This window comes from Luteimicrobium sp. DT211 (assembly GCF_049844995.1).
GTDB lineage: Bacteria > Actinomycetota > Actinomycetes > Actinomycetales > Cellulomonadaceae > Luteimicrobium.
The window spans coordinates 65,807-85,046 of the sequence record NZ_JBNCMC010000004.1; the positions used below are offsets into that span (position 1 = coordinate 65,807).

Annotated in this window: 25 protein-coding genes; 15 read left to right on the forward strand and 10 right to left on the reverse strand. The window is 76.3% G+C overall.

What is annotated here, in order from left to right:
• Nucleotides 1-3 precede the first annotated feature (3 nt).
• The 10 genes from ACLQ14_RS11390 (at nucleotide 4) to ACLQ14_RS11435 (ending at nucleotide 7,884) form a co-directional block, all read left to right on the forward strand.
• Nucleotides 4-681 carry a hypothetical protein gene (locus ACLQ14_RS11390; protein WP_425813017.1) on the forward strand — a complete coding sequence of 226 codons (678 nt, stop codon included), beginning with the start codon at nucleotides 4-6 and terminating at the stop codon, nucleotides 679-681.
• A 32-nt stretch (nucleotides 682-713) separates the two neighbouring features.
• Nucleotides 714-1,895 (forward strand): toxic anion resistance protein, encoded by a 1,182-nt coding sequence (locus ACLQ14_RS11395; protein WP_425813019.1) that lies wholly within the window; start codon nucleotides 714-716, stop codon nucleotides 1,893-1,895.
• Nucleotides 1,896-1,905: 10 nt separating this feature from the next.
• The gene (locus ACLQ14_RS11400) at nucleotides 1,906-2,415 is read left to right on the forward strand and encodes a hypothetical protein (RefSeq protein ID WP_425813021.1); all 510 of its coding nucleotides are present in this window, start codon (nucleotides 1,906-1,908) and stop codon (nucleotides 2,413-2,415) included.
• The gene (locus ACLQ14_RS11405; RefSeq protein ID WP_425813023.1) at nucleotides 2,412-2,975 is read left to right on the forward strand and encodes a TerD family protein; all 564 of its coding nucleotides are present in this window, start codon (nucleotides 2,412-2,414) and stop codon (nucleotides 2,973-2,975) included. The genes ACLQ14_RS11400 and ACLQ14_RS11405 overlap by 4 nt, the downstream gene beginning before the upstream one ends.
• Nucleotides 2,972-3,784 (forward strand): hypothetical protein, encoded by an 813-nt coding sequence (locus tag ACLQ14_RS11410; RefSeq protein WP_425813025.1) that lies wholly within the window; start codon nucleotides 2,972-2,974, stop codon nucleotides 3,782-3,784. The genes ACLQ14_RS11405 and ACLQ14_RS11410 overlap by 4 nt, the downstream gene beginning before the upstream one ends.
• 47 nt (nucleotides 3,785-3,831) lie before the next feature.
• Nucleotides 3,832-4,419, forward strand: a complete 588-nt coding sequence (locus ACLQ14_RS11415; protein WP_425813027.1) for a TerD family protein — start codon at nucleotides 3,832-3,834, stop codon at nucleotides 4,417-4,419.
• 37 nt (nucleotides 4,420-4,456) lie between these two features.
• On the forward strand, nucleotides 4,457-5,050 hold the full coding sequence (locus tag ACLQ14_RS11420) for a TerD family protein (protein WP_425813028.1): 594 nt from the start codon (nucleotides 4,457-4,459) through the stop codon (nucleotides 5,048-5,050).
• 7 nt (nucleotides 5,051-5,057) lie between these two features.
• Complete coding sequence (locus ACLQ14_RS11425; protein WP_425813030.1) at nucleotides 5,058-6,764, forward strand: phosphoribosyltransferase family protein; 1,707 nt, start codon at nucleotides 5,058-5,060, stop codon at nucleotides 6,762-6,764.
• A complete protein-coding gene (locus ACLQ14_RS11430; protein WP_425813032.1) occupies nucleotides 6,761-7,600 on the forward strand; it encodes a phosphoribosyltransferase family protein in 840 nt (279 codons plus the stop codon). Before ACLQ14_RS11425 ends, ACLQ14_RS11430 begins: the two co-directional genes overlap by 4 nt.
• A gap of 116 nt (nucleotides 7,601-7,716) precedes the next feature.
• On the forward strand, nucleotides 7,717-7,884 hold the full coding sequence (locus ACLQ14_RS11435; RefSeq protein WP_425813034.1) for a hypothetical protein: 168 nt from the start codon (nucleotides 7,717-7,719) through the stop codon (nucleotides 7,882-7,884).
• Between the two features lie 37 nt (nucleotides 7,885-7,921).
• Here ACLQ14_RS11435 and ACLQ14_RS11440 read toward each other — a convergent pair whose 3' ends face one another.
• Genes ACLQ14_RS11440 through ACLQ14_RS11455 form a run of 4 tightly spaced genes read right to left on the reverse strand, consistent with a single transcriptional unit; the run spans nucleotide 7,922 to nucleotide 11,606 of the window.
• Nucleotides 7,922-8,926, reverse strand: a complete 1,005-nt coding sequence (locus ACLQ14_RS11440) for an HNH endonuclease family protein (RefSeq protein ID WP_425813035.1) — start codon at nucleotides 8,924-8,926, stop codon at nucleotides 7,922-7,924.
• The gene (locus tag ACLQ14_RS11445) at nucleotides 8,923-9,834 is read right to left on the reverse strand and encodes a DUF2510 domain-containing protein (RefSeq protein WP_425813037.1); all 912 of its coding nucleotides are present in this window, start codon (nucleotides 9,832-9,834) and stop codon (nucleotides 8,923-8,925) included. The genes ACLQ14_RS11440 and ACLQ14_RS11445 overlap by 4 nt, the downstream gene beginning before the upstream one ends.
• Nucleotides 9,835-9,888: 54 nt before the next feature.
• The gene (locus tag ACLQ14_RS11450; RefSeq protein WP_425813039.1) at nucleotides 9,889-10,818 is read right to left on the reverse strand and encodes an alpha/beta fold hydrolase; all 930 of its coding nucleotides are present in this window, start codon (nucleotides 10,816-10,818) and stop codon (nucleotides 9,889-9,891) included.
• The gene (locus ACLQ14_RS11455; RefSeq protein WP_425813041.1) at nucleotides 10,815-11,606 is read right to left on the reverse strand and encodes a winged helix-turn-helix domain-containing protein; all 792 of its coding nucleotides are present in this window, start codon (nucleotides 11,604-11,606) and stop codon (nucleotides 10,815-10,817) included. Before ACLQ14_RS11455 ends, ACLQ14_RS11450 begins: the two co-directional genes overlap by 4 nt.
• A gap of 199 nt (nucleotides 11,607-11,805) precedes the next feature.
• Here ACLQ14_RS11455 and ACLQ14_RS11460 point away from each other — a divergent pair, with 199 nt between their 5' ends.
• The 3 genes from ACLQ14_RS11460 to ACLQ14_RS11470 are packed head-to-tail and all read left to right on the forward strand — an operon-like array spanning nucleotide 11,806 to nucleotide 13,537.
• Nucleotides 11,806-12,537: a hypothetical protein gene (locus ACLQ14_RS11460; protein WP_425813043.1), complete on the forward strand. Its 732-nt coding sequence runs from the start codon at nucleotides 11,806-11,808 to the stop codon at nucleotides 12,535-12,537.
• A gap of 39 nt (nucleotides 12,538-12,576) precedes the next feature.
• Nucleotides 12,577-13,020 carry a thioredoxin family protein gene (locus tag ACLQ14_RS11465; protein ID WP_425813045.1) on the forward strand — a complete coding sequence of 148 codons (444 nt, stop codon included), beginning with the start codon at nucleotides 12,577-12,579 and terminating at the stop codon, nucleotides 13,018-13,020.
• 43 nt (nucleotides 13,021-13,063) lie between these two features.
• Complete coding sequence (locus ACLQ14_RS11470; protein ID WP_425813047.1) at nucleotides 13,064-13,537, forward strand: DUF4395 domain-containing protein; 474 nt, start codon at nucleotides 13,064-13,066, stop codon at nucleotides 13,535-13,537.
• Nucleotides 13,538-13,632: 95 nt separating this feature from the next.
• Here the strand turns inward: ACLQ14_RS11470 and ACLQ14_RS11475 are convergent, their stop codons facing one another.
• Nucleotides 13,633-14,187, reverse strand: coding sequence for a MarR family winged helix-turn-helix transcriptional regulator (locus tag ACLQ14_RS11475; RefSeq protein WP_425813048.1), 555 nt, complete (start codon nucleotides 14,185-14,187; stop codon nucleotides 13,633-13,635).
• Between the two features lie 98 nt (nucleotides 14,188-14,285).
• Here ACLQ14_RS11475 and ACLQ14_RS11480 point away from each other — a divergent pair, with 98 nt between their 5' ends.
• Nucleotides 14,286-14,510 carry a hypothetical protein gene (locus ACLQ14_RS11480; protein WP_425813050.1) on the forward strand — a complete coding sequence of 75 codons (225 nt, stop codon included), beginning with the start codon at nucleotides 14,286-14,288 and terminating at the stop codon, nucleotides 14,508-14,510.
• Between the two features lie 66 nt (nucleotides 14,511-14,576).
• Here ACLQ14_RS11480 and gap read toward each other — a convergent pair whose 3' ends face one another.
• The 5 genes from gap to ACLQ14_RS11505 form a co-directional block, all read right to left on the reverse strand.
• Entirely contained in the window at nucleotides 14,577-15,590 is a 1,014-nt protein-coding gene (gene gap, locus ACLQ14_RS11485) for a type I glyceraldehyde-3-phosphate dehydrogenase (RefSeq protein WP_425813052.1), read from the reverse strand.
• A gap of 95 nt (nucleotides 15,591-15,685) precedes the next feature.
• On the reverse strand, nucleotides 15,686-16,627 hold the full coding sequence (locus ACLQ14_RS11490; RefSeq protein WP_425813962.1) for a GlxA family transcriptional regulator: 942 nt from the start codon (nucleotides 16,625-16,627) through the stop codon (nucleotides 15,686-15,688).
• Between the two features lie 82 nt (nucleotides 16,628-16,709).
• Complete coding sequence (locus ACLQ14_RS11495) at nucleotides 16,710-17,174, reverse strand: hypothetical protein (protein WP_425813054.1); 465 nt, start codon at nucleotides 17,172-17,174, stop codon at nucleotides 16,710-16,712.
• A gap of 10 nt (nucleotides 17,175-17,184) precedes the next feature.
• Nucleotides 17,185-17,319, reverse strand: a complete 135-nt coding sequence (locus ACLQ14_RS11500; protein WP_425813056.1) for a hypothetical protein — start codon at nucleotides 17,317-17,319, stop codon at nucleotides 17,185-17,187.
• Complete coding sequence (locus ACLQ14_RS11505; protein ID WP_425813058.1) at nucleotides 17,316-17,540, reverse strand: hypothetical protein; 225 nt, start codon at nucleotides 17,538-17,540, stop codon at nucleotides 17,316-17,318. The genes ACLQ14_RS11500 and ACLQ14_RS11505 overlap by 4 nt, the downstream gene beginning before the upstream one ends.
• A gap of 147 nt (nucleotides 17,541-17,687) precedes the next feature.
• Here ACLQ14_RS11505 and ACLQ14_RS11510 point away from each other — a divergent pair, with 147 nt between their 5' ends.
• Nucleotides 17,688-19,229, forward strand: coding sequence for a zf-HC2 domain-containing protein (locus ACLQ14_RS11510; protein ID WP_425813060.1), 1,542 nt, complete (start codon nucleotides 17,688-17,690; stop codon nucleotides 19,227-19,229).
• The last annotated feature ends 11 nt before the right edge of the window (nucleotides 19,230-19,240 follow it).

Genomic DNA, 19,240 nt, shown 5'->3' on the forward strand with positions numbered 1-19,240 from the left:
GCCGTGGGACTCTTCACGCGCTCGTCCTCCCGGCCGGCCCCGGGCCCCGCGCCGGCCCCCGCGCCCGCGCCCGCGGCGCCGGCCGCCGTCGGCACGGTGTCCCTCACCAAGCTCTCGCGGGGCCAGGGCATCTCCCTCACCAAGACTCCGGTCCTCACGGCCACGGTCTCCTGGCCGTCGGTGACCGACTACGACGTGTACGCGCTCGTGCGCTACCACGACGGGACCCAGGTCACGGTCAGCCAGTTCGGCACCGAGGACGCCCCGAAGCTGTTCAGCCCCACGACGCCCGACGGCGCGGTCCGGCACCTCGGCGACGTCCGGCGCGGCGACGGGAGCCAGGCCACCGAGACGGTCGAGATCCGGCTCACGCCCACCGTCGCCGCCGTCGTCCCCGTCGCCTACTCGGCCCAGTCCAACGGCACCGGGTCGTTCCGCCGGTACCGCGTGTCCGTGCGGATCGACAACGGGGCGGGCGAGGTCGTCGAGATCGAGTCCGCGAACGCGAGCCGCGACGACGCCGTCTACACCTGCGTGCCGGGGATCGTCCTCAACGGCGCCGACGGGGTACGCGTCGAGGCCCTCGAGCTCTACTCGGCGCGCGGCTCGGAACGCCGCCCCGTCGTCGACGACCGGTTGTCCGTCGTCATGGACGCCGGGCCCGTCAACGCCTACAAGTAACCACCCGCGCCACCCTCCCGGAAGGACCCGTCATGACGACGACCGCCGACTCCGCCCCCGTCCTCGTGCTCGAGCCGCCGCAGCCCGCGCCGCTCGTGACGCCCGAGCAGGCCGTCGCGACCATCGCGTCCGCCAACCAGGGGAAGGCGGTGGAGCAGCAGACGGAGGCCGAGCGCAAGGCCGCGGCCGTCGTCGAGCGCCTGTCCGCGCTCGACGCTCGCTCGCCGCAGTTCTCGCAGGAGGTCGCGAAGATCGGGAGCATCGGGGACAAGGAGGTGCGCCAGTCCGCGGGCGCCTCCAACCGGATGCTCGACCGCCCCGCCGCCGCGAGCGGCGACGCGAGCCCGCAGGGCAAGGTGTCCAAGACGCTCGTCGACCTGCGCATCACCGTCACCGAGCTCGACCCGACGCGCGCAGACCTCAAGGGCGTCAAGAAGGTCCTCAAGTTCATCCCGGGCGGCAACAAGATCGACCGGTACTTCCAGAAGTACAAGTCGGCGCAGTCGCACCTCGACGCGATCATCCGCGCGCTGTCCGCGGGGCAGGACGAGCTCCGCAAGGACAACGCGGCCATCGAGGTCGAGCGCAACCAGCTCTGGGAGACCATGAACCGCCTCGGCGAGCTCAAGGTCGAGCTCGAGGCGCTCGACGCGGCCGTCGTCGAGAAGATCGCGCAGACCGAGGCCGCGGGCGACACCGAGACGGCGGACGCCATGCGGTCCGACGTCCTGTTCGCGGTGCGCCAGCGCCACCAGGACCTTATGACCCAGGCCGCGGTGTCCGTGCAGGGCTACCTGGCGATGGACCTCATCCGCAAGAACAACCTCGAGCTGATCCGCGGCGTCGACCGCGCCCAGACCACGACGGTCGCCGCCCTGCGCACCGCGGTGATCGTGTCGCAGGCCCTCGGCCAGCAGAAGCTCGTGCTCGACCAGATCAACGCGCTCAACTCGACCACGAGCAGCCTCATCGAGGCGACGTCGCTCCAGCTCCGCCAGCAGGGCGCCGCGATCCAGCAGCAGGCCGCCGAGTCCACGATCGAGATCGACAAGCTCCAGGCCGCGTTCGAGAACGTGTTCGCGACCATGGACGCGATCGACACGTTCCGCGGGCAGGCGACCGAGGCCATGGCGACGACGATCACCCAGCTCGAGCAGCAGGTCGAGCGCGCGAAGCCGTACGTGGACCGGGCGCGTCGCTCGATCGAGGCCTGAGGGCGCCGCGGTGCCGCGCTGGCTCGAACGGATCACCGGGTCGTCGTCCGACGGCGCGGCATCCGTCGTGCCGGCGCCCGCGGACGCCGCGCCCGACTCCGTCGACGCGCTGCACCGGCACGTCGCGGCCCTCGTCGCACAGGTCGACGCGGACGCGGGGGACCTGCCGACCGAGGCCGTCGTGGTGGCGCGGCGGATCACCGACCTCGCGGACGAGGCGCTGCGCCGGGCCGAGACCGCCCCGACCGGCATGAACATCCACGGCCGGGTCGCGCTGCACGCCGTCGTCACCGACTACGTCCCCACGTCGCTGCGCCGCCACGCGGCCGCCCGCGGCGTGGCCGGCGCGGACCACGCGCGACTCGAGGCGGCGCTCGTCGAGCAGCTCGGCACGATCCGCGCGGCCGTGCGCGAGTCCGTCGACGCGCTCCGGGACGACGACCTGCGCGCCGTCGAGGCGCAGGGCATCTTCCTGCGCGCCCGGTTCACGGGGGCCGACCTCGCGGAGGCCGGCCTGTGAGCGGCCTCATGCGCGGCGCGAACGTCGCGCTCACCAAGGAGATCCCGGGGCTGCGGACGCTCGTCGTCGGGGCCGCGTGGGACGCGGGCGGCGAGCACGCGCTCGACGACAACCTCGTCCTGGCTGCCGTGCTGTGCGGGCCGGACGGGCGCGCCACGTCCGCGGACGACTTCGTCTTCTTCCAGCAGGTGGTCTCGTCCGACCTGTCCGTCGCGGCCGTCGACGCCGCGCTGGGCGACGACACCGAGCAGCTCGAGATCGACCTCGACGGGGTGCCCGCCGCCGTCGAGCGGGTCGTCGTCGTGCTCTACCTCAGCGAGGGCGGCCCGCGACGCCGCACGCTGGGACAGCTCAAGCGGTGCGTCGTCCGCGTGCTCGACGGCGCCACCGGCGCGGGCATCGTCTCGTCCGAGGACCTCGCGCCCGGGTTCGGCCCCGAGACCGCCGTCGTGCTCGGGGAGGTCTACCGGCACCAGGGCGGCTGGAAGTTCAAGGTCGTCGGGCAGGGCTACGCGGCAGGGATCGTGGGCGTCGCCGAGCAGTACGGGCTGCCGCTATGAGCACCGCGAGCACGACGACCGTCCGGACCCTCGTGACCGGCGCACCCGCCGGCGCGCCCGTCCGCGAGGACCTCACGTTCCTGCGTCGGCGCGCGCGTCCCGCGGCGCCCGCGCCGGCAGCCGAGGAGCCCGTCGCAGCGGGGCCGACGGCGCCGGCCCCCGCGCTCGCGCTCGCCCCGCCCTCCGGCGCGACGCCCCCCACCCGCCCGGGCCGCACGCCGTTGCCCCCGCTGCTCGCGGGCCTGCCCGGCGTCGGCCAGGGGGAGCGGCTGCTGCTCGCCAGGGACGCCCCGGTCGTCCAGCTCACGCGCGTGCAGAGCGGCGTCGGGGGCCTGCGCGGCGAGCTCCACACCGCCGTCGACGCGAGCGTCGTCGTGGCCTACGAGCTGGCGGACCGCACGCAGGGCGTCGTGCGGGAGGCGCACCCCTACGGCCCGGACGAGCGGCGGCCCGTCGTGCACCTCGCGGGCACACGCTTCACGGTCGACCTGCGCCAGGCGCGCGAGCTGCGCCGGTTCGTCGTCGTGGTGCGGCCGGCGGAGCCCGCCGCCGCGGTCGAAGGTGTGCTCGTCGTCACCACGACGGGCGGCAGCCGCCTCGAGATCCCGCTCGACCCGAGCGACGCCGGACCCTCGGGGCCCGACCCGGGGCGCACGTCGACCGTCGCGCTCACGGGGCACCTCGTCCGCGGCGCCCTCGTGCTCCGCGCCGAGCACGCCCGGCAGGTCCGCCCGCTGCGCGACGCGCTCGCCGCGTACGGCTACCGGCGCCTGTCCTGGCGCGACGCCGACACGGTGCTCGCCGGCTGACCCCACACGTCGTCCCCGCGCGGGGGCACCAGAGAAAGGCACCCACCATGGCAGTCAACCTCTCCAAGGGCGGCAACATCTCGCTCACGAAGGTCGCGCCCGGCCTCACGAAGGCGGTCGTCGGGCTCGGCTGGAAGCCGCGCACCACGGACGGCGCCGCGTTCGACCTCGACGCGGCGGCGCTGCTCGTCGACTCCGACGGCCGCGCCCTCTCGGACCGGCACTTCGTGTTCTTCAACAACCTGCAGGACCCGAGCGGCGCCGTCGTGCACCAGGGCGACAACCGCACGGGCGACGGCGACGGGGACGACGAGCAGATCGCCGTCGACCTCGCGGCCCTGCCCGCGGAGGTCGTGCGCGTCGTGTTCCTCGCGAGCATCTACGAGGCGGAGGACCGCCGGCAGAACTTCGGCCAGGTGTCCGACGCCTACATCCGCGTCTTCGACGCCGAGGACCCGCAGGACGACGCGAAGACCGTCGTGTTCGATCTCGGCGAGGACGCCTCGACCGAGACGGCGCTCGTGTTCGGCGAGCTCTACCGCAACGCCGGCGACTGGAAGTTCCGCGCGGTCGGGCAGGGCTATGCGTCCGGCCTCGCGGGCATCGTCGCCGACTACGGCCTCGCCGCGGCCTGAGCGCCGCCCCCACCTCCGACCAGCAAGGGAACCGACCATGGGTATCAACCTCGCCAAGGGCCAGACCATCGACCTCACCAAGCCGGACCGCAGCGCCGGGCTCACCCACGTCCGCATGGGGCTGGGCTGGGACGTCAAGGTGGTGCAGAAGAAGTCGCTGTTCGGGGGCACGAAGGAGATCCGCAAGGCGATCGACCTCGACGCGTCCGCGCTGCTCGTCGGCGGTGGCCAGGTCCGCGACATCGTGTACTTCGGCCAGCTCCGCTCGAAGGACGGCTCCGTCCAGCACACGGGCGACAACCTCACGGGTGACGGCGACGGCGACGACGAGTCGATCCTCGTCGACCTCGCGCGGGTGCACCCCGAGATCGAGCACATCGTGTTCACCGTCAACTCGTACAGCGGCGAGACGTTCGAGCAGATCGACAACGCCTCCGTGCGCGTCGTCGACACCACGGCCCGCGACGCCGAGCTCGCGAAGTTCACGCTCACCGGCTCGGGCGCGCACACGGCGCTCGTGATGGCTCGCGTGTCCCGCACGGCCGACGGGTGGCAGCTCACGGCCCTCGGGACGCCCGGGCAGGGGCGCACCGCGCACCAGCTCCAGGCGCTCGCGCTCGGCTCGCTCTGACACTGCCGTGACCGACGACGCCCGCCCCGGCGGTGCCGGCCCCGAGGCCCCCGGGGCGCTCGCGACGGTCCGCGCGGTCAGCCTCGACGTGTGGCTGACGCTGCTCCGCAGCAACCCGCGCTTCAAGGCGGCACGGGACGCGGCGCTGCGGTCGGCGCTCCGCCTCCCGGTGCCCGACGACGTCTTCTCGGCCGCGCTGCGGTCCGCCGACGTCGCCGCGGACCGGCTGGTCGAGGCCGACGGACGGGACCGCGGGCTCGCCGAACGGGTGGACCTGGCCGTCGCGGCGCTCCGCCGCGACGGCCAGGCGGGACCCGCGGCCGGCGTCGCGCTGGCGGAGGCGCCGGAGCTCGTGGCGGGGCTCCTCGCGCGCCAACGCGAGCTCGCGCTCGAGCTGCCCCCGCTGCCGCTGCACCCCGACCTTCCGGCGTTGCTCGCAGCGCTCGCTGAGCACGTGCCGCTGGCCGTCACGAGCAACACGGGCATGCTCCCGGGCACGACGATGCGCGCCCTCCTCGACGCCGCCGGGCTCCTCGCGCCGATGGGGGTCCTCACGTTCTCCGACGAGCTGGGTACCGGCAAGCCGCACGCCGCCGTCTTCGCCGCGACCGTGGCTGGGCTGGGGGTGCCGGCGGGCGACGTGCTGCACGTGGGCGACAACCCCGTCGCGGACGTCTGCGGTGCACTCGACGCCGGGCTGCGCGCGGCGCTCGTCGGGCCGGACGAGCCGACCGACGTGCTGCTCCGGCGGGTTCTCGCCGAGGTCCGGACGGTCCGTCGGCCGGGTGGTGGCGTCGTCCGCCCGGCGGACGGTCCGACGGCCCCGGCGGGTGCGGACCCTCGCGTCCGGACGGTCGCGGTGACCCGGCTCGACGGGACGCGGGACGACCTGCGCGACGTCGCGACCGGTCGCCCGTTCGACCTGCGGACGTACTCGCGCATGAAGCACGGAGACCTCGACGCCGCGGGGGCGCTCGGTCGGAGTCTCGGCCGCGAGCTCCTCGCGCGCGTCCCGGCCCTCGCGACGGATCCGGCGCCCGTCGTGCTCCCCGTCGCCTACCTCGCCGTGCCGCCCGCGTGCCTGCTGCTGGCACGCGCGGTCCTCGCGGTCGTCAACGACGCCCGGGCGGCGCGCGGGCTCGGCCCCGGCCGGGTCGTGCGGGTCGCGAAGGGCTCCGTGACCCGCACCGACTACGCGGGCGCGTCCGCCGAGGCGCGCCGCGCCGAGCTCGCCTCCATCGGCTTCCGCCTCGACGAGGACCTCACCGGCGCGCGCGTGGTGCTCGTCGACGACGTGCGGGTGACGGGGCTCGCCGAGCAGACGCTGCTCGACGTCCTTGCCCGCGACGGTGCGGGCCCTCCCGCCGAGGTCGTCACCGCCTACGTCGCGGTCTGCGAGCCGGGGCTCGCCGCCGACCCGACCGTCGAGTCGGTGCTCAACCACGCCGCGGCCCGGTCCGTCGCCGACCTCGCCGACGCCGTCCGCGCCGGCCGCTTCGCGCTCACGATCCGCTTCCTCAAGCGGCTGCTCGCCGCGCCGGACGCCGAGCGCGAGACGTTCCTGGGGGCGTGCGACGCCTCGCTCCTCGACGAGATCGCCGACGGCGCGCTCGCCACGGGTCCCGCGTTCTGCGCCGCGTTCCCGTCCGGCCTCGCGGCTGTCCACGACGCGCGTCGACGCGCCGCCGGGCTCGCCGAGGCGGCCCGAGGGTGACCCGGCACGCCCTCGCCCGGCTCGACGGCGCCGCCGACGCGGGCTTCGCCCTCACGCCGACCTCGCTCGCTCGCCGCGCCGGCGCGGATCCTGGGACGGCCGCCGCGTACAGCCGCTTCAAGCACGGCGACGGTGCCGTGGCGGCCCGGTACGGCGAGGCGCTCGCCCTGACCTACCTCGTGAGCGGGCGGACGCAGCGTCGGGGGCCGCTGGTCGTGACGTCGTCCGGCTACGACGTCGCACCCCCTGCGGCGGCCGCGCTCGTCGCGCCCTTCGTCGCGACGCTGGCGCGCCACGGGCACCAGGCCCGGGTCGTCGTCGTGCACCGGCACGTGCCCTCCGACGGGGACTACGCGACCTGGGGGGCGGCGCAGCGCCGGGCGCGGCTGCGACCGGCGCACCTGACGGTGCCCTCGGACGTCCGCGGCGCGCACGTCGTCGCGCTCGACGACGTGCGGGTCACGGGCGCCCACGAGCACGCGGCGCACGTGGCGCTGCGCGCTGCGGGCGCGCGGCACGTCGACCACCTGTACGTCGTCCGGGTCCCGCGGGGCCGCCCCGCGTCGGTCGAGGCCGAGCTCAACGCCGCGTCCGTCAGCCGTGTGGAGGACGTGCTGGCGCTCGCGGCCGTGCCGGGGTTCGTCCCCAACGCCCGCGTGGCCCGGCGGCTGCTCGCGCTGGCGCCGGCCGCGCTCGACGCGGCGCTCGCGGACGCACCGTCGGATCTCGTCGCGTGGCTCGTCCGAGTGGCCGCGCGCGACGGCCTCGCGGGCCTCCCGCGGTACCTGCCCGGAGCCGAACGGGTCCGCGCGCTCGACGCGTCGCGCCCGGTCTGAGCGCTGTCGCGGGCGTGAGGGGGAGGACTCCCCATCTCGTGCCGTCGACGAGTCCGTGGCCTCGGCGCAGGTGGGACGAAGACCGCACGACGACGCAGGGGGGCCCCGACGTCCACGTGTCCGTCCGGGATGCGATCGACGGCGACCGCTACGACGCGACGGAGGGCGCGCTCGAGAAGGGGGTCACGGAGCTCGCCCCTGCTGACAGGTTCGTCTCGAACGCCGAGCGGGACGACTTCGTCCAGAGCCTCATGAGCCGGTACGACGACGCCTGCGAGCGGTAGAGGAACGACGCGGAGCGCTGATCACGGGGACACCGCGCTACCGCTTCGCGGCCCGGTACCCGTCGGCCTGTGCGGCCGCTTCCGTCGCGAAGCACACCTCGGGCTTCGTGGCGTCGTAGGACCCGCCCGTCGGCAGGTGGTAGAGGTGGCTCGACGCGTTGCCCTTGATGGGCGCCCAGCTCGGGCAGTCGTACGCCGAGACCGGCGCCGCGACCGCGGGGTGCGTCGTGGTCGGCTTCCCGGTCCCCGACGACGGCGCCGTGGTCGCCGACGCACCCGACGGTCCCTTCTGCGTCACCACCTTCGTGCCCGTGAGGCCGCCCACGGGCACGCGCTGCGCGGGGCACGTGTCGAGGACGCGCGTGATCGCCGCCTTCTCGGCGGTGGTCACCCACAGGCGGTAGCGCTGCTTGACCGCCACCTGCCGCGCGACGTAGGAGCACCGGGACGACTTCGCGGGCGGCAGCCAGGTGGCGGCGTCGCCGTCGGACTTCTGCTCGTTGAGCGGCCCGTCGACGGCGAGGAGGTTGAGCGGGTCGTTGGCGAGGAGCTCGCGCGTGGCCGGGGACAGCAGCTGGGCGCCGGTGCGCCAGGCGTCGGCGAGCGCGACGAGATGGTCGATCTGCACCGCCGTCGACGTCGTGACGCCGCGCGTGAACGCGATGCTGCGCCCCGAGTACGGGTCCGGGAGGGTGCCCGTGAGGACGACGCAGTCGTGCGTCCCTGCCTTGTACGTCGCGTCGTCGAGGTCGCGCCCGAGGATGTCGTTGCGCGTGTCGCAGCCGTTGTGGTCGACGTCCTTCCACGCGGCGCCGAACCGGTCGCGCTCGTAGCCGGTCATGGGCGCGCTGCCCTTGACGGGGAGCGTCCCGAGCACGGCGAGCGCGGTCCCGGCGGTCGCCGTCGTGGCCGGAGCCGTGGTGGCGGGGCCGCCCGGGGTCGCGCCGTCGTGCCCTTCGGAGGCGGTCGGCGCGCAGGCGGCCGTGCCCGCGAGCAGGGCGGCGACGCCGCCCGCGGCGAGGGCGCGCGCCCAGCGCGTCACAGGCCCCGCCAGTAGCCGGCGGCTTCCGCGTCGTCGAACGACCGGTAGCACTCGTCGGGCGTCGCGTGGGTGTACATCCAGCTGTCGGGGCCGTAGGCGGTGTGGTAGACGACCATGATCGGCGCGTCGCTCGGGCAGGTGCCCGACGCGAGCGGCTCGACCGGGCCCGTGGGCACGGGGGTGGGCGTCGGCGTCGCGGTCGGGCTCGTCGTCGCGCTGGGCGTCGCGGTCGGGGAGGCGGACGGGGTCGTCGACGGCCCTGTCGTGCGGCCCGGCCTCGTCGTCGCCCCGCGGGTGGGCGTGGCGGAGGGGACGGGCGTCCGCGTCGCGGTCGGCGTGGGCGTCGGCGTCGGGCGGGCGGTCGCGCTCGGGGTCGGCGTGGGCGTCCTGGTCGGCGTCGCCGTGGGCGTCGGCGTCGCGTGCGCGCGGGCCGCCGGGTCGAGCGTGACGAACGACGGCGTGGGGCTCGGCGCGGCGGCGGGGTCGCCGTCGTGCCCGGGGAGCGCGACCGCTGCGCAGACGATCGCGGCGGCGCCGGCCGCGCCCGCGGCCCACCACCAGCCCTTCCGCCGCCGGCGGCCGGGACCGTCCCCGGACCCGGTGTCGGCGCCCGGGGTGTCGGCGCCCGGGGTGTCGGCGCCCGGAGTGTGGGCGCCGTCAGCCCCGAGCGGCCCCTCCGCGCCCAGCTCGCGGGCCGCCTCCATGAGCGACGGCAGCACCGGTGCGAGCGGGATGGCCTGCGTCGTCGCGTCAGGGGCGCTGGGCGGCGTGGCGGCGTCCGGGTCGGCAGGCGCGGGAGCCTGCGTGGTCTCCGCGCGGGTCGCGTGGTGCCAGCGGACGCCGTCCCACCACCGCATGCGACCGCGCGCGTTCGGGTCCGGGTACCACCCGGGCTGCGCGTTCGACATCCGCACATTCTGCGCCATCGGGCACGAAACGCCGACTTCCGCGTGTCGGCGTGGTCACCGCTCGAGCGTGGCCAGCCACTCGACGAGCGCGCCCGACACCGCCTCCGGGTCCTCCTCCGGGAGGTAGTGCCCGACGCCGTCGAGCACCTGGACCCGCAGGTTCCGGACGAGCGCGGTCGCGTCGATCGCGGCGGCGTCCGTGCGCAGGTACGGGTCCTCGGCGCCGAGGAGCAGCAGACCTGGCTGGTCGACGCGGCGGCGCACCGCCGTGGTGAACCGGCGCCCGTCCATCCGGGGGATCGAGCGCACCGACCAGCGCAGCGCCTCCGTCGAGCAGTGCGCGGCGAAGGGGATCCGGGCGGCGGTCCGGTACAGCTCGAGCGTCTCCTCGTCGAAGGGGCGCACCGCCCCGCCGCGGAGCACGTCGTCGACCAGCCTGCCGTCGCCGAGCGCCCGCTCGGGCAGGAACGGCACCTGGGCGAACGCGACGTGCCGCCGCATCGCGGCCGTGTACGGGGCGCGGTGCGACACGTGCAGGTGCGCCGGGTGCGGAGCGGCGAGCGCGGCGACGGCCCGCGTCACCGCGGGCTGCATGGCCGCCATCGCCCAGGCGATCGTGCCGCCCTCCCCGTGCCCGACGACGACCGCCGAGTCCGCGCCGAGCGACCGGATCACTCCGGCCACGTCGCGCGTACGGGTCGGGACGTCGTAGCCGAGGGGCGGCTTGTCGGAGGCGCCCGTCCCGCGCAGGTCCATCGCGGCCACGCGGTACCCGGCGCCGGCGAGCGCCTCGACCTGGTGGCGCCACGCCCACCAGAACTGCGGGTAGGTGTGCAGGAGGACGACGAGCGGCGCGCGCGTGCCGTGTGCGCCCTGCTCGCCCGCGGGCTCCGCCAGGGCGACGTGGAACCGGGCGGCGTTGGCGGCGACGAACTCGTGCCGCCACGGACCCTCGACGAGGGCGGTCGAGTAGTCGGCGATCACCCGAGCGAACCTACCGGGTCGCTGCCCACGGCGGGCGCGTCCTCGGTCGGCGTGCCGTGCCCGGCGCCGACGGCGGCCGGCGCGGAGCCGTCCGCGGTCCCGGCGCGCTCGCGTCGCTCCTTGGGGGGATCGAACCGGTAGCCGACGTTCCGGACCGTCCCGATGAGCTGCTCGTGCTCGGGGCCGAGCTTGGCGCGCAGACGACGCACGTGCACGTCCACCGTCCGGGTGCCGCCGTAGTAGTCGTAGCCCCAGACCTCCTGGAGGAGCTGGGCGCGCGTGAAGACGCGGCCCGGGTGCTGCACGAGGTGCTTGAGGAGCTCGAACTCCTTGTACGTGAGGTCCACGGGGCGGCCGCGCAGCCGCGCCGTGTACCCCGAGGCGTCGATCGTCAGCTCGCCCGCGGAGATCTCCTCCTTGTCGTCGCGGGCGCTGCCGGCGCCCCGCTCGACGGCGAGGCGGATCCGGGCCTCGACCTCGGCCGGTCCCGCGTCCGACAGGACGACGTCCGACGCGCCCCACTCGGCCGTCACGACGGTCAGCCCGCCCTCGGTCATCACGAGGACGAGGGGCACCGTCATGCCGGTCGCGCGGAGCACCCGGCACGTGGTGCGGGCGGCCACGAGGTCGCGTCGCGCGTCGAGGAGCACCAGGTCGGAGTCCGGGGCGTCCACCAGCGCGGACGGCTCCATCGGCAGCACCCGTACCCGGTGCGAGAGCAGGCCGAGGGCAGGGAGGATCTCGACGGATCCTCCCGTCGTCGGGGTCAGCACGAGGAGCTGTGCCACCTCGTCACCTCCACTCGGTGGTCGTGCGGCGCGTGTCGCCACGGTAGCGCCTCCGCGCGCCGCGCCCGACCAGCGCCGCCCGCGTCGCGGGACGGATGGCCTGATCCGGGCGCGGATCTGGGACACTCGGAGGCGTGCCCACCCCCAGTGTCCCCGTGACGGCCCGTGCCCGCGGGGAGCGTCCGACCCTCGGCCACGCATGAGGTCGACCACCCGCTCCGTCGTGACCGCGTGCCTCGCCGCGCTGGTCGCCGTGGCCGCGTACTTCGGCACCGTGCCGCTCGCGGGCGCGGTCGTCGTCCTCGTGCTCCTGACGGCGATCGGCTGGTCCGGTCTTATGCACCTGCACGCCCGCGGCGCGTCGGGCTTCCTGGTGGCCCTCGTCGGCCTGGGGGCGGCGCTGGTCGTGGACGTCACCGACGGGGAGCCGGTGCTGCGCAACCTCCCCGTCGTCGTCGCGATGGGTCTGCTCCTCGCGTTCGTCAACGAGCTGGCCCGGCGCGGGCCGCGCGAGGACGTCGTGGCGAACGTGTCCGGCGAGGTGTCGGGGATCGTCGTCGCGGTGGGCTGCTCCGGCTGGCTCGCCGCCGGCCTCTCGGAGGAGGGCGCGGCCCTCGTCGTGAGCTGCGCCGTCGCGATCGCGGTGGCCGCCGTCGTGTGCTCGACGCCGCTCCACGGCTGGACGGGCATCCTCCTTGCGGTCGCGCTCGCCGCGGGCGCCGGGGCGGGCGTGGCCCGGGCGCTGCCCCGCATCGACTGGCCGTCGGGGCTGTGGGCGGGCCTCGTCGCCGGCGTCGTCGTGACGTCGGTGACGGCGCTGTTCGGGCACGTGCCCACGGCGCGGGGCCGGTGGGCGTCCCTGAGCGCCGCGACCGTGCCCGTCGCCGTCGGTGGCATCCTGATCTTCGTGGTCGGCCGGCTGATCGGCTGACCTGTTCGGTCCCCCGGGGCGTGGAGGTCTCCTGTGCTGGTGCGCGTGCTGCTCGTGGCCGTCGTCGTCGCCGTCGCGCTCGTGCTCGGCCGGTGGTGGCGCTCGCGCCAGGGCGTCGTGCGGGTGCGCGGTCCCGAGCCGTCCGCCGACGTGCCCGCGGCCGACGCCCGCACGGCCGGTGACGTGTGGCGGGACCGCGGCGTCGAGCTCGGCGGCGCGGCCACGTTCGTCCAGTTCTCGACCGACCACTGCAGCCCGTGCCGCGCGACCTCACGGGTGCTCGGAGAGCTGGTCGCACGGCGTGACGACGTCTCGCACCGCGAGATGGACATCGACCACAACCTGGATCTGGTGCGACGCTTCTCGGTGCTGCGCGCACCGACCGTGCTCATCCTCGACCGCGACGGGAACGAGGTCGCACGGATGACCGGCGCCGTCCGGCGCGCGCAGGCCGAGCAGGCGCTCGCCGTCGTCGGCGCGTGACGGCGCCCGACCCGCGCCTCGACCCCAGCCGCAGGAGCCCACGATGAGCCACGACAGCGTGACCGACCGCACCGCCACCGACGCGCCCGAGGGCATCGACCCGCGCGGGCCGCGTTTCGGGGCCGGCGTGACGGCGGTGCTGCTCGCGGTGGTCCTGCTGCTCACCGGGACCTCCGCCGCCGCCTGGCTGCTGCTGGTCGTGGCGGCGTCGTTCGCGCTCGGCGCCGCGCTCGGCACGCAGGGCACGTGGCAGGGGACGATCTTCCGGCGGCTCGTCCGACCGCGCCTCGCGCCTCCCAACGACCTCGAGGACCCGCGGCCGCCCCGCTTCGCTCAGCTCGTCGGGCTGGTCATCACGGGCCTCGGGCTCGTCCTCGGGGTCGCGGGCGTCGACGCCGCCATCCCCGTCGCCGCGGCGCTCGCGCTCGTCGCGGCCGTGCTCAACGCGGTCTTCGACCTCTGCCTCGGCTGCGAGCTCTACGTCGTCCTGCGGCGGCTGCGCCCCACCGCCGCCTGAGCGCGGACACGGGACCGGGTCCCGCGACGACGTAGGCCTCCGGGAGGGGTCCCTCGTGAGGTAGGCCGCGCGGCGGGGTCCGTCCCGGCGACGGCTCAGGCGGGGCGCGGCGCGGCGCCCCCGATGACGCCGGCCCGCCGTGCCGCGGCCACGACCTTCGACGCCGCGGTGTGGACCTCCGCGAGCTCGTCGATCGTGAGGCCGGTCGCGGCAGCGATCGCCGGCGGCACCGTGGCCGCCTCCGCACGCAGCGCCCTGCCGCGTGCGGTGAGGCGGACGTGCACCACGCGGGCGTCGTCGACGGAGCGCTCCCGTGTCAGCAGGCCGCTCCCCTCCAGACGGCGGAGCAGGGGAGACAGGGTCCCGGCGTCGAGCGCGAGGCGGTCGGCGAGGTCGGTGACGGTCCCCGGGCGGCCGTCGGCGTCGTCCTGCCAGAGCGCCAGCAGGACGAGGTACTGCGGGTGGGTCAGCCCGAGGGGCTCCAGCAGCGGTCGGTAGAGCGCGACGAGCCCCCGGGCCCCCGCGGAGAGCGCGAAGCAGACCTGGGACTCGAGCGCGAGCGGGTCGTCCCGCAGACGGTCGGCCGTGGTCGGCTCGGCGTCCGGGTCCGCGGCGGTGCGTCGGGTCGTGTGCTCTGCGGTGGTGGCCACCTCGCCATGGTAGGTCCGGAGCGAGCGGTGTAGGGTGCACCAAAGGTTGGTGCACCAAGTATCGGTGCCCAGCGCCCCATCTCCCGAACGGAGCACCCGTGCGACGACACCGTTCTCGCTCGCCCCGTGGCGACGCCTTCAGCGACCGCCTCGACACCGCGCTGCTGCCGTTCTTCGGGCCGGCCCAGGTCAGCCCGGTCCACGCCGTCGGCGAGGTTTCGGACGACGCGCGCGAGCGCGAGCGACGGATCCGGACCGTCTACGAGCGGGTCGTCGGGCCGGACGGGCACGCGTACGTCGTCGAGCGGGAGACGACCGGCTGAGCCCGGCCGGTCCCTCGCCGCCGGTGACGGCCCACAGGCGAAGGCCGTCACCGGACGGGCGGGCCGTCAGTCGCCGAGCAGCTCGAGCGTGTCGACGACGCGGTTCGAGAAGCCCCACTCGTTGTCGTACCAGGCGACGACCTTGACGTTCCGGCCATCGACGCGGGTCAGCGCGGAGTCGAAGATCGACGACGCGGGGTTCCCGGTGATGTCCGACGACACCAGCGGGTCGTCCGAGTACTCGAGGATCCCCGCGAGCCGCCCGTCGGCCGCGGCGCGGTAGGCCGCCAGGACGTCGTCGCGCGTGACGTCGCGCGCCACGACCGTGTTGAGCTCGACGATCGAGCCCACCGGCACCGGCACGCGGATCGAGTCGCCCGACAGCTTCCCGTCGAGCTGCGGCAGGACGAGCCCGATCGCCTTGGCGGCGCCCGTCGTCGTCGGCACGATGTTCTCGGCCGCCGCCCGGGCCCGCCGCGGGTCGCGGTGCGGGCCGTCCTGGAGGTTCTGCTCCTGCGTGTACGCGTGGACGGTCGTCATGAACCCGTGCTCGATGCCGGCGAGCTCGTCGAGCACCTGGGCCAGGGGGGCGAGGGCGTTCGTCGTGCAGGACGCGTTCGACACGATCGTGTGCCGCGCCGGGTCGTAGGCCTCGGTGTTGACTCCGGGGGCGAGGGTGACGTCGGCGCCGTCGGACGGGGCGCTGACGAGCACCCTGCGGGCGCCGGCGTCGAGGTGGGCGCGCGCCGCGGTCGCGGCGGTGAAGCGGCCCGTCGACTCCAGCGCCACGTCCACGCCGAGCTCGCCCCAGGGGAGCTTCGCGGGCTCGCGCTCGGCCAGCACGCGGATGCGGCGGCCGTCGACGACGAGGTCGTCCCCGTCGACGGACACCGGGCGCCCGAGGCGGCCGGCGGTGGTGTCGAAGCGGAGCAGCCGCGCGAGGGCGGCGGGCTCGGTGAGGTCGTTGACGGCGACGACCTCGATCGCGGTGTCGCGCTCGAGCAGCGCGCGCAGCACGTTGCGCCCGATCCGGCCGAAGCCGTTGATCGCGACGCGGGTCGGGGTGGTGGAGCGGGTCATGGGTGTTCTCCTCTCGGTCCCCACCAGGCTCGCGCGTGACGCAGGTCACCGACCAGAGGCGCCTGCGCCACGGTCCGCAAGGATCGCGCCAGCCGCTACTCGCCGCCCGCGAAGGTGCGCCGGTACTCGCGCGGCGTCGTCCCGAGGACCCGCTGGAAGTGCAGGCGGAGGTTCGCACCCGTGCCCAGGCCGACGTCGTCGGCGATCTGCTCGACGCTCCGCTCGGACCGCTCGAGCAGCTCGCGGGCGAGGTCGACGCGCGCCCGCAGCACCCACTGCATGGGCGTGCACCCGGTCTCGTCCGCGAAGCGCCGCGAGAACGTGCGGGGCGACACGGCGGCGTGCCGGGCCAGGAGGTCGAGCGTCAGCGGCCGGTCGAGGCGGTGGAGCGCCCACTCGCGCGTCGCGGCGAACCGCTCGCCCAGCGGCTCGGGCACGCTGCGCGGCACGTACTGCGCCTGCCCGCCGCTGCGGTACGGGGCGGCGACGAGCCGGCGCGCCGCGTGGTTCGACGCCGCCACGCCCAGGTCGCCGCGCAGCACGTGGAGGCACAGGTCGATGCCGGACGCCGCGCCCGCGGACGTGAGCACGCTGCCCTCGTCGACGAACAGGACGTTCTCGTCCACCCGCACCGCGGGATGCCGGGCCGCGAGGGCGCGCGTGTAGTGCCAGTGCGTGGTCGCGCGTCGGCCGTCGAGCAGCCCGGTCGCGGCGAGCGCGAACGCGCCCGTCGAGATCGCGGCGAGCCGGGCGCCGCGGTCGTGCGCCGCGACGAGGGCGTCGACGACGGCCCGCGGCGGGTCCTCCCGGTCCGGGAACCGGTACCCCGGCACGAACACGACGTCCGCCCAGGTCAGCGCCTCCAGGCCGGACGCCACGTGGTACGCGAGGCCGTCGCCGCCCGTCACGAGTCCCGGCGCGGGCCCGCACACGCGCACCTCGTACGGCATGCTCGGGCGCGTCGTGAAGACCTGGGCGGGGATCCCGACGTCGAGCGGCTTCGCGCCCTCGAGGACGAGGACGGCCACGCGTCGCAGGCGGTCGAGGTCTGCCGCCGGGCCGGCGGTCGCAGGGGAGGACACGGCCGCACGGTACGCACGAGGGGCGCCCCGCGTCGCGTCAGGGTTCCACGAGGCTGCCGAGCTCGGCGGCCATGCGGGCCGCCCACGGCTGGGACTCGACCCACGGCAGGTGCCGGTCGAGCCACCCGCACAGGGCGCGGGCGGCGTCGGCGAGACCGTGCGCGTCGTCGGGCACGCCGAGCGGCCGGTGCCGCGGCGTGAGCGGACCGTGCGCGGACGGGCCCACGACCGCGTCGAGCCGAGGCGGCCGCGCCGTGGGCGGCGGGTACACCTCCAGGGCGTCGCGCACCCAGCCGGCGAGAGCGTCGTAGACGTCGTACGCCCGCCGCGCGCAGCCGGCGTGCCGGTCGAGGATCGTGTCGGGGAGCTGCCGCAGCGCGCGGGCGAGCCGGCCGTGGCACGCCGCGCACAGCAGGCCGCGCTCGGCGGGGCGGCTGCAGCCGGCGGCGCAGGCGACGGGGCCCGGGCGCGACCCGGTGCGGTCGGGGTCTTCGGGGAGCACGACCGCGGCCTCAGCGCAGCGTGAGCGCGCCGACGACGACGCCGGCGAGCCCGCCCACGACGAGGCACACGGGGGCGAGCACGGCGGGCGGGGTCCGCGGGCGGCGTCGGAGGGCCACGTTCGCCCGGGCGAGGAGCCCGCTCATGCCGCGGCCGCCCGCAGGTGCGAGCACACGGCGTCCAGGCCGCTCGGTCCGAGCGCCGCCCGGAACCCCACGAGCGCGACCTCGCAGGCCGCGTCCCGGAGCTCGGTGTCGGTCCAGCGGTCGGACAGACGGAACAGCGTGACGGCGTCGCGCGCGGCGTACGCGACGAGATAGTCCGCTCCCAGGCGCAGGAGCGCGGTGCGGTCGACGGGGTGTGTCATACCTCCTGGACGCGCGAGCCGCGCGGATGTCACACGGTTCCGCCGCACCTCCTGGTGGGCCCGGGGAGCGGCGGGCGGGAGGCGTCCGGACGGGGGTCGCAAGGATGGCATAGTGGCCGCCGACGAGCCGCGACGGAAGGGTGACGGGTGGACGACACCAGCACGTGGGCACAGCACCGTCCACGCGTGGTCGCCGCCGCCGCGGGGGCCGTCCGCGGGGTCGACGCGGAGGAGGCCGCGAGCCGCGCGCTCGTGAAGATGCTCCGCCTCGCCCACGAGGGCGTCGTCTTCGAGGCGCCGCTCGCGTACTGGCGCCGCGCGGCCGTCAACGAGGCCTGCTCGCTCGCGCGCGAGGCCGCACGGGCCCGCCCCGTCGAGGACGACGTCCTCGACGAGCTCGCCCCGCCCGCGCTCGACGTCGCCGCGCTCGAGACGGAGCGGCAGGCCGACGTCGACATGCTGCGGCGCGCGCTCGACGGGCTCACCGGCGCGGACCGGGACCTGCTCTGGAGCAGGCACGTCGACGAGCGGTCCGTCACCGCCATCGCCGAGGGCCTGGACGTGCGGCCGCACGCGGTGACGGTGCGCCTGCGCCGTGCGGAGGAGCGCCTCGCCGCGGGGTTCGCCGCCGCGCACGCCGCCCTGACCGAGGAGGCCTCCTGCCGCGCCGCCCGCGCGGGGATGCACGCCTACCTCAAGGGGCGGCTGAGCGTGCGCCGGCGCCGGGAGCTCGAGCAGCACGTCGACGGCTGCGCAGCGTGCACGCGCGCCTTCGTCGACGTGCGCGAGGTCTCGTGGGGGCTCAAGGCGATCGCGCCGTGGCTCGGCGCCGGGGCGGGGCTCAAGGGCGCGGCCGTCCTGTCGGGAACGGCGGGCGCCACGGCCGCGTCGCGCCGGGGCCGCACGACGACGGCCGCGGTCGCGGGCGGTGTGCTCGCGGTCGCGGCGGGCGTGGCCGCGGCCCTGGTCCTGGGCGACGGGGGCGACCCGGCGCCGGCGGCGACCGTCGCGGTGATGGCCGCGGGCGGCGTGGCTGCCGACCCGGGCGCGGGGCAACCCGCCGGCCCGGGGGCCGCGAGCCCGTCGGCACCCCGGTCAGCGTCGGCGTCTGCCGGCGCGTCGGCGGACCCGAGCGCGCCTGCCGCGGCCCCGGGCCGCGCCGCGGACGTCCCCGGCACCGCGAGCCGGAGCGACGACGCCGGCCGGTCGACCGCCGCCGCCACGGAGGCCCCCGACCGCGCCCCGACGCCCGTGGCGTCCCCGTCGGCTGCGGGCCCGGCGGGCCCCGCGCCCGGGGCCGCCCCGTCGTCGCCGGCGGCCGCGGCGCCCACCGCCGCCGCCCGGCCCACGTCGCCCGGCCCCACGCCGTCGTCCGCGCCGGTGACGACCCCGTCCGCGACGCCGTCCGCCCCGGAGACCCCCGAGCCGACGGCGTCGCCCTCGCCGCCGGTGGCGCGGACGGTCACCGTCGAGCTGCCCGTCCGGGACCTCGCGATCGGCCTGTACCGGATCGCGGTGAGCGACGGCGCGGCGATCACGGGCGTGAGCGCCCCGCACGCGGACACGTGGGTCTACCACTGGGTGCGCGACCGGTGGTACGTCCAGGTGTGGCGCACGTCGAGCCCGCACGTCGTGACGGTCACCCTCACGGGGCCGCCGGGCTCGACGGCCTGGCTGCGCGCCGCCTGACGTCCCGCGCG